We start from the raw sequence: 6,366 nt of genomic DNA, 5'->3' as shown, positions 1-6,366 counted from the left end.
GCATTGGAACCCATTGAGCTTTTTCGTGCAGTTTACGAACCCCAGGCCCATTCGATACGACGGGTCAGCGAGGAATAGATACAACAGATACTGGCAAGGACGGGCAAATCGGATGTTGAGCAACAGCTCAACTGCGGCGCTTGCGGTTATGATAGCTGCCGCCAGAAAGCCGTGGCTGTGGCCCTCGGAATGGCCGAACCTGAGATGTGCATCCCGTATATGAGACGCCTGGCGGAAAGACGGACAGATCAGATTGTCACAACAACGCCAAACGGTGTTCTTATTCTCGATGAAAACCTGAACATCATCAGTATGAACCCCGCTTTCAAGAAATTTTTCTTCTGTTCAGATGCGGTGCTCGGCCGCCACATCTCCTACCTCATGGACCCGGCTCCTTTCGAAAAGATCATCACCGGTCAAGTGGAAAGTCTGGAACTGACCGCGTCTCACCGTCATTTCAACCTGCTCTGTCGTCAGATTCTCTATATGTTGAAGGAAGAACGGCAGATCGTCGGTATCTTCATGAACATTACCAGTCAGGAGGAGCATGAAAAGAAGCTCAACGAAATCAGGTCCCAGACTATCAAGCAGGCCAACGAGCTTCTTGAACATCAGATAAAGATGGCCCAGAATATCGCCCAGTTTCTGGGGGAGAGCACGGCTGAGGGCGAAGCGCTCGTGCGAAAACTCATGACGCTCAGTGAGGCAGATGACAAGGATGCCGAATAAGGTAAGAAAATACATCGAAATGGTGGTTGCCCAGAAGCCAAAGAAAGTCGGCGGCATATGTGGCGATCACGTGGTGATTGACAGGAGTCCGGAGGCAACCACCATTATTCTCGCTGACGGCATCGGTACAGGGATTAAAGCACAGATTGCGGCGGTGATGTGCGCGAGCCGCTTGATCGAGCTCACACGCCAGGGCTTCACCCTTCGCGAGGCCACGAGAAAGCTCGTCGACACCATGCACCAGGCCCGAACGATTAACATTCCGTTTGCCGCCTTCTCCATCTGCCGTATTCTGAATAACGGACAGGCTACTGTCATTTCCTATGAAATACCTCACCCTATTCTCGTTGATAACCGTCTGGCAGCCTATCTGCCCACACCACGGTCCTTCCCGCTCGGCCTTGAAATCGTCTCCGAAACGAATTGCGCCCTCAACTATGGAGATGGCATTATTTTAGTCAGTGACGGAGTAAGCCAGGCAGGTCTGGGACACCAATACCGCCTGGGGTGGGGTCTTAAGGGCGCGTCCGACTTTGTGAATGGCTGCCTGATTCAGGGAGGGGACCTCAAAGAAGTGCCGGACAAGATTTTAGCGCGGGTCAAGGAAATATCGGGTTCAACGTATGGCGATGACACCACGTGCCTTTTGCTTTTGTGCAGAGAAGCAAGGACGTTGAATATCCTGTCCGGTCCGCCTGGGAAGAAAACCATGGATGCTGCCGTGGTGGAAGACTTCATGAAGATGAAAGGCCGCAAAGCGGTCTGCGGGTCAACGACCGTCGAAATGGTCGCCCGTACACTAAAAGTAAGCGTCTCGATGGACGCTTACTCAACGGAGTTTCACAAACCACCGTCTTATAGATTTCAAGGGATCGACCTTGCAACAGAAGGCGCCATTACACTCAACCAAGTCTACAACATCATTGAAGAAAGCGAAAACAAGTTAGCGTCCGACTCGGCCGTCTCTGATCTGTATCGGCTTCTCCACAGTGCCGATACGATCAACATCATTATCGGCACCGCCTCCAATCCCGCGCACAAAGCGATCACCTTCCGGCAAATGGGCATCCTTCCCCGCGAAGCAATTATCCCTCTTCTCGTTGAAAAATTGCGAAAAATGGGGAAACTCGTTAACGTCAAGTGTTACTAAAACGGTTGAGGGTCTCTTTGTGCGTTCCTCCCCAATCGGGTATCCACCGCAACCAGGATGCGATAGAACGCTTGAGGAATACTCTCTTTTGACGTCGGAGCCGGAACAACTCGTCTGATTGGAATTCTTTATTCGTTTATTATATACTTGTAATCCTCTGATATTTAAAGAGGTATAGGATGGTTTACAGAAAAGATCTCATCATCACCATCGATGGGCCGAGCGGCGCAGGTAAGAGCACCATCGCGAAGCTCCTCGCCCGAGAACTTGGCTACACCTTCATCGATACGGGTGCCATGTACAGGGGCATCGCCTGTGCCTGTAAGGCAAGGGAGGGCGAGCCCGTTGAATCAATCTTGAAAGACCTTCCTCTTCGTTTCGAGTTCAAGGGCGAAACCAGGGTTTATTTAGACGGAGCGGACATATCCCAGGAGATCCGTGAACCCCACATATCACTCCTTGCTTCTTCTCTGTCCCAGCAGAGCGTAGTCAGAGAGTACCTCTACCAGATCCAGCGCGATATAGGAAAGAACGGCGGTGTTGTACTCGAAGGAAGAGACACGGGGAGCGTGGTCTTTCCTCACGCCCACGTCAAGTTCTACCTCGATGCAAGCCCCGACGAGAGGGCCAAAAGAAGGCACACGGAACTCGCGGCAAAAGGCGATAGCAGCGAACTGGCGACTGTTCGGGAAGAGATGGCCGTAAGGGATAGAAACGATTCGGAGCGTCAAATCGCCCCGCTCGTCATTCCCGAAGGCGCCCATCGCGTGGATACGACGGGTATCGATGTGCCTTCCGTGCTCGCCATGCTTCTCAAGTATATCGCCGGGGAGAGCGCTCGATGAAAGTCCTCAAGACAGAAAATATCGGCTTCTGTTTCGGAGTGAAAAGGGCGGTCAAGATGGTCCTTAAGCACGCCGAAAAGACGAACGAGACGGTGCACACCATCGGACCCATTATCCACAACCCGCAGATGGTGAACATCCTCAAAGAAAAGAAGGTTATCCCCGTGGATAACGTGTTCGAGGTGAAAAACGGGGTCGTTGTCTTCCGGACCCACGGCATCAAAAAGGAAGAAGAGGAATATATCAGAAAAACGGGCCTCAAGGTCATCGACGCGACCTGTCCTTTTGTGAAGAGGGTGCGAAAGCACGCCATGTATCTTAAAAGTAAGGGATATCAGGTCGTAATCGTTGGCGATAAAAGTCATCCCGAGGTCAAAAGTGTCTTGAGTTATTTGGATGGGGATGGTATTGTATTGCAAGAGCCGAAAAGGCTCGATCACAAAAAGGTGGGGGTTGTAAGTCAGACTACCCTCGACAAAGATACATTCGTGAACATCGTAAAGGAATTAATAGGAGGGGTTGAAGAACTCAGGGTTTACAATACAATCTGCGAGAGCACCTCAGTGAGGCAAAAGGAGGCCGTGGTGCTTTCGGGCAAGGTGGACATGATGCTCGTCGTGGGGGGGAAGAACAGCTCCAATACAACCAAGCTTTATAAAGTCGTCAACAGAGTACAACCGAACACGCATCATATAGAAACGGAAGAGGACATCAAACCTGAATGGTTCAAAAACGTCCATGCGGTGGGGATTACCGGGGGTGCATCAACTCCGGATCTCATAATAGATATTGTGGAAAGGCGTGTAAAAAATCTTTAGGGGGCCGATATGGCGGACAGCGGCGACACAGGGGCACAGAAAGAAAACTCACAGGAGGAGATGAGGGCGCTCTATGAAACGTCCATGAGGAGTCCCGGCGACGGCAACGTTTTCAAAGGCACGGTTATAAAGATCAACGGGGAATCGGTCATTGTAGACGTGGGCTTGAAGTCGGAAGGGACTGTAGCTCTTCGCGAATTTGCGCCGCGAGGCGTGGAACCGGAAATACATATCGGCGACGAGATTGAGGTCATGGTCGTGGGGAGGGACAGGGAATCCGGCCTTCTTGTGCTCTCCAAACAGAAAGTCGACGAGATCAGAACATGGGAAAAGATTGATAAGTCCCTTGAAGAGGGAATTCCGATAGATGGCACCATAGCTTCAGAGGTAAAGGGAGGTTTCATCGTAATCACGGGCGGGGTCAACGCATTCCTGCCGCTTTCACAGGTCGATATAAAACCGGTGAAAAACCCCTCTTCTTTCGTGGGAAGGCACCTGAAGTTCAAGGTCATAAAGGTCAACAAGAGAAAAGGTGGCGTGATCGTTTCTCGAAGGATGCTCCTTGAAGAAGAACGCGAAAAGAAGAAGCAGGAATTCTGGAAGAACGTAAAAGAAGGTCAGATAATGTACGGATTCGTCCGCAACATCACTGACTACGGCGCCTTTATCGATCTCGGCGGGGTCGACGGTTTTCTCCACGTGAACGACATCACCTGGGGCAAAATCACGCACCCGAAGGAATACTTAAGGATCGGCGATGAAGTGAAGGTGAAGATCGTCACCATAGAGACCGAAAAATCGCGCATATCCGTGGGCATCAAACAGTTGAAAGTCGATCCCTGGGCAAAGATTGAGGAACGATATGCCATCGGTTCCAAGGTGAGAGGCAAGGTAGTGGGCATCGTCGAATATGGCGCATTTATCGAGCTTGAACAGGGACTTGAAGGGCTCCTCCATATCAGCGAGATGAGCTGGGACAGGAAACTGAGGGACCCGGGCAAGATCGTGAGCAAGGGGGATTGGCTCGAGCTTGTGGTCCTGAGAATAGACCCCGAGAAAAAACGAATCTCGCTCGGGCTTAAGCAACTGGCGCCCGATCCATGGGATGAACTGGAGAAAGCCTACCCTCCGGGAACCATAATCACGGGTAAGGTAAAGAATTTTACCGACTTCGGTATGTTCGTGGGCATCGGCGCGGGTGTGGACGGATTGGTTCACATGTCGGAGATATCCTGGTCGAGAAAGAAGAGCGCCGCCCCGGAACAGTTCCAGAAGGGGACTACGGTAGAGGTGCTTGTACTCAATGTAGACAAAGCGCAGAAGAAATTTTCCCTGAGTCTCAAAAGGCTCAAGGACGATCCATGGAAGGGTGTGGCCTCGCGATACCACGTAGGAGACGTGATTGAAGGCTTTATCACGAGCGTTACCGATTTTGGTGTGTTCGTGGAAATAGAGGAAGGCATAGAAGGGCTTATCCATCTCTCGGAAATGGACATGCAGGGTAAACAGCTATCTGAGGTCTTTCGGATAGATGACAAAATTCAGGCCGTCATTCTCAATATCGACGAAAAGGATAAGAGAATCGGCCTCAGCGTGAAGGCGCTGAGAAAGGCCGAAGACAAAGAGCCGGCAGCATCTCCTCCGGAAAGTGAAGGCGCTTTCTCCACGCTCGGCGACATCCTGGAGCCGGCAATGAAAAAGAACCTGGAAGAGAATACCACGGAAGAGGAGGAATAATGCCCATCAGTGAGGAATTGTTGAAGATACTCTGTTGCCCTCAATGCAAGGGGGATATACGACTGAGCGATACCGGGGACGGTCTCACCTGCGATGCCTGTAAACTCCTCTATCCCATCAAGGACGACATACCCATCATGATTATAGAGGAGGCGCTCCCCCTTAATGCGCCTGGCTCAAAATAGACAACGGTGTTTGTTGATCTCCTCCTGATCCTTATCATCAGAGCCCTGCAGCAGTCGCTGCGTATCCTGCCGGAAAGTGTGCAGCTCTTCAAGGGAAAGATGCTGGGGAGACTCGCCTTTCTTGCCTTGAGAAGCCGAAGACAGGTGGCGATCACGAACATCAAAAGGGTCTTTCCCCTTCTCTCTGACCGGGAAATCACCTCTATCGCAAAACGCAATTTTGAAAAATTGGGGATTAACGTCATCGAGCTTCTGCTCGTATCTTATCTCTCCAGGACCGAGATCACAAAAAGGTTCGACGTCGAGGGCCTCGAGCACTTCGAAGAGGCCCTGAACAAGGGCAAGGGCGTCATAGCCCTCACGTTCCATTTCGCCAATTGGGAGGTAGAAGGCATTGCGTCCCGGCTTCTCAACCGCGATGTGATCGCGCTTGCCCGCCCTCTCAAGAAACATCGTCTGTTGAATAATTTTCTGAACCGCTTGAGAGAGTCGGCGGGCCTTACGATCATGGTTAATGAGAACGTGGCGCAGGAAGTCATACGCTTGCTCAAGGAAAACAAGGTCGTGGTAATCCTGGGGGACCAGCGGGAGAAACGCTCTCGGGGGGTATTTGTGGATTTCTTCGGCGTCAAGGTGTCCACGTCAAAAGGCATGGCTATGATCGGCATGAAGACCGGGGCGTCGGTGCTACCCGTGTACCCTGTCAGAAAGGGCTTTCTTCGCTATACGTACGTGTGTGGGGCGCCCATTGAAATGGAGCGGGGCGGAAACATTGAAGACCTCGTGGCCAAAAACACGCGCAAGATAAACGCTTTCCTTGAAACGATCATCCTGAAATACCCCGATGAATGGTTCTGGGTACACAGACGATGGGGAAGACGCGAAAAGAGCACAGAATGATA

At 51.5% G+C, this 6,366-nt stretch carries 8 protein-coding genes; all 8 read left to right on the top strand.

The window, feature by feature from the left end; all coding sequences use genetic code 11:
• A partial coding sequence (locus VMT62_11605; protein ID HVN97068.1) for a hypothetical protein occupies positions 1-223 on the top strand: 223 nt, incomplete at its 5' end.
• A complete protein-coding gene (locus VMT62_11600) occupies positions 190-729 on the top strand; it encodes a PAS domain-containing protein (GenBank protein ID HVN97067.1) in 540 nt (179 codons plus the stop codon). The genes VMT62_11605 and VMT62_11600, both read left to right, overlap by 34 nt.
• Positions 719-1,879 carry a SpoIIE family protein phosphatase gene (locus VMT62_11595; GenBank protein HVN97066.1) on the top strand — a complete coding sequence of 387 codons (1,161 nt, stop codon included), beginning with the start codon at positions 719-721 and terminating at the stop codon, positions 1,877-1,879. The genes VMT62_11600 and VMT62_11595 overlap by 11 nt, the downstream gene beginning before the upstream one ends.
• A 179-nt stretch (positions 1,880-2,058) precedes the next feature.
• On the top strand, positions 2,059-2,724 hold the full coding sequence (cmk, locus tag VMT62_11590) for a (d)CMP kinase (GenBank protein ID HVN97065.1): 666 nt from the start codon (positions 2,059-2,061) through the stop codon (positions 2,722-2,724).
• Positions 2,721-3,542, top strand: a complete 822-nt coding sequence (gene ispH, locus VMT62_11585) for a 4-hydroxy-3-methylbut-2-enyl diphosphate reductase (GenBank protein ID HVN97064.1) — start codon at positions 2,721-2,723, stop codon at positions 3,540-3,542. Before cmk ends, ispH begins: the two co-directional genes overlap by 4 nt.
• A 9-nt stretch (positions 3,543-3,551) precedes the next feature.
• Complete coding sequence (locus VMT62_11580; protein ID HVN97063.1) at positions 3,552-5,279, top strand: 30S ribosomal protein S1; 1,728 nt, start codon at positions 3,552-3,554, stop codon at positions 5,277-5,279.
• Positions 5,279-5,464, top strand: coding sequence for a Trm112 family protein (locus VMT62_11575; GenBank protein ID HVN97062.1), 186 nt, complete (start codon positions 5,279-5,281; stop codon positions 5,462-5,464). The genes VMT62_11580 and VMT62_11575 overlap by 1 nt, the downstream gene beginning before the upstream one ends.
• Before the next feature lie 6 nt (positions 5,465-5,470).
• A complete protein-coding gene (locus tag VMT62_11570) occupies positions 5,471-6,364 on the top strand; it encodes a lysophospholipid acyltransferase family protein (protein ID HVN97061.1) in 894 nt (297 codons plus the stop codon).
• The last annotated feature ends 2 nt before the right edge of the window (positions 6,365-6,366 follow it).

Source organism: Syntrophorhabdaceae bacterium, from assembly GCA_035541755.1.
Lineage (GTDB): Bacteria > Desulfobacterota > Syntrophorhabdia > Syntrophorhabdales > Syntrophorhabdaceae > PNOF01.
This window is presented reverse-complemented; position numbering and strand designations above follow the sequence as displayed.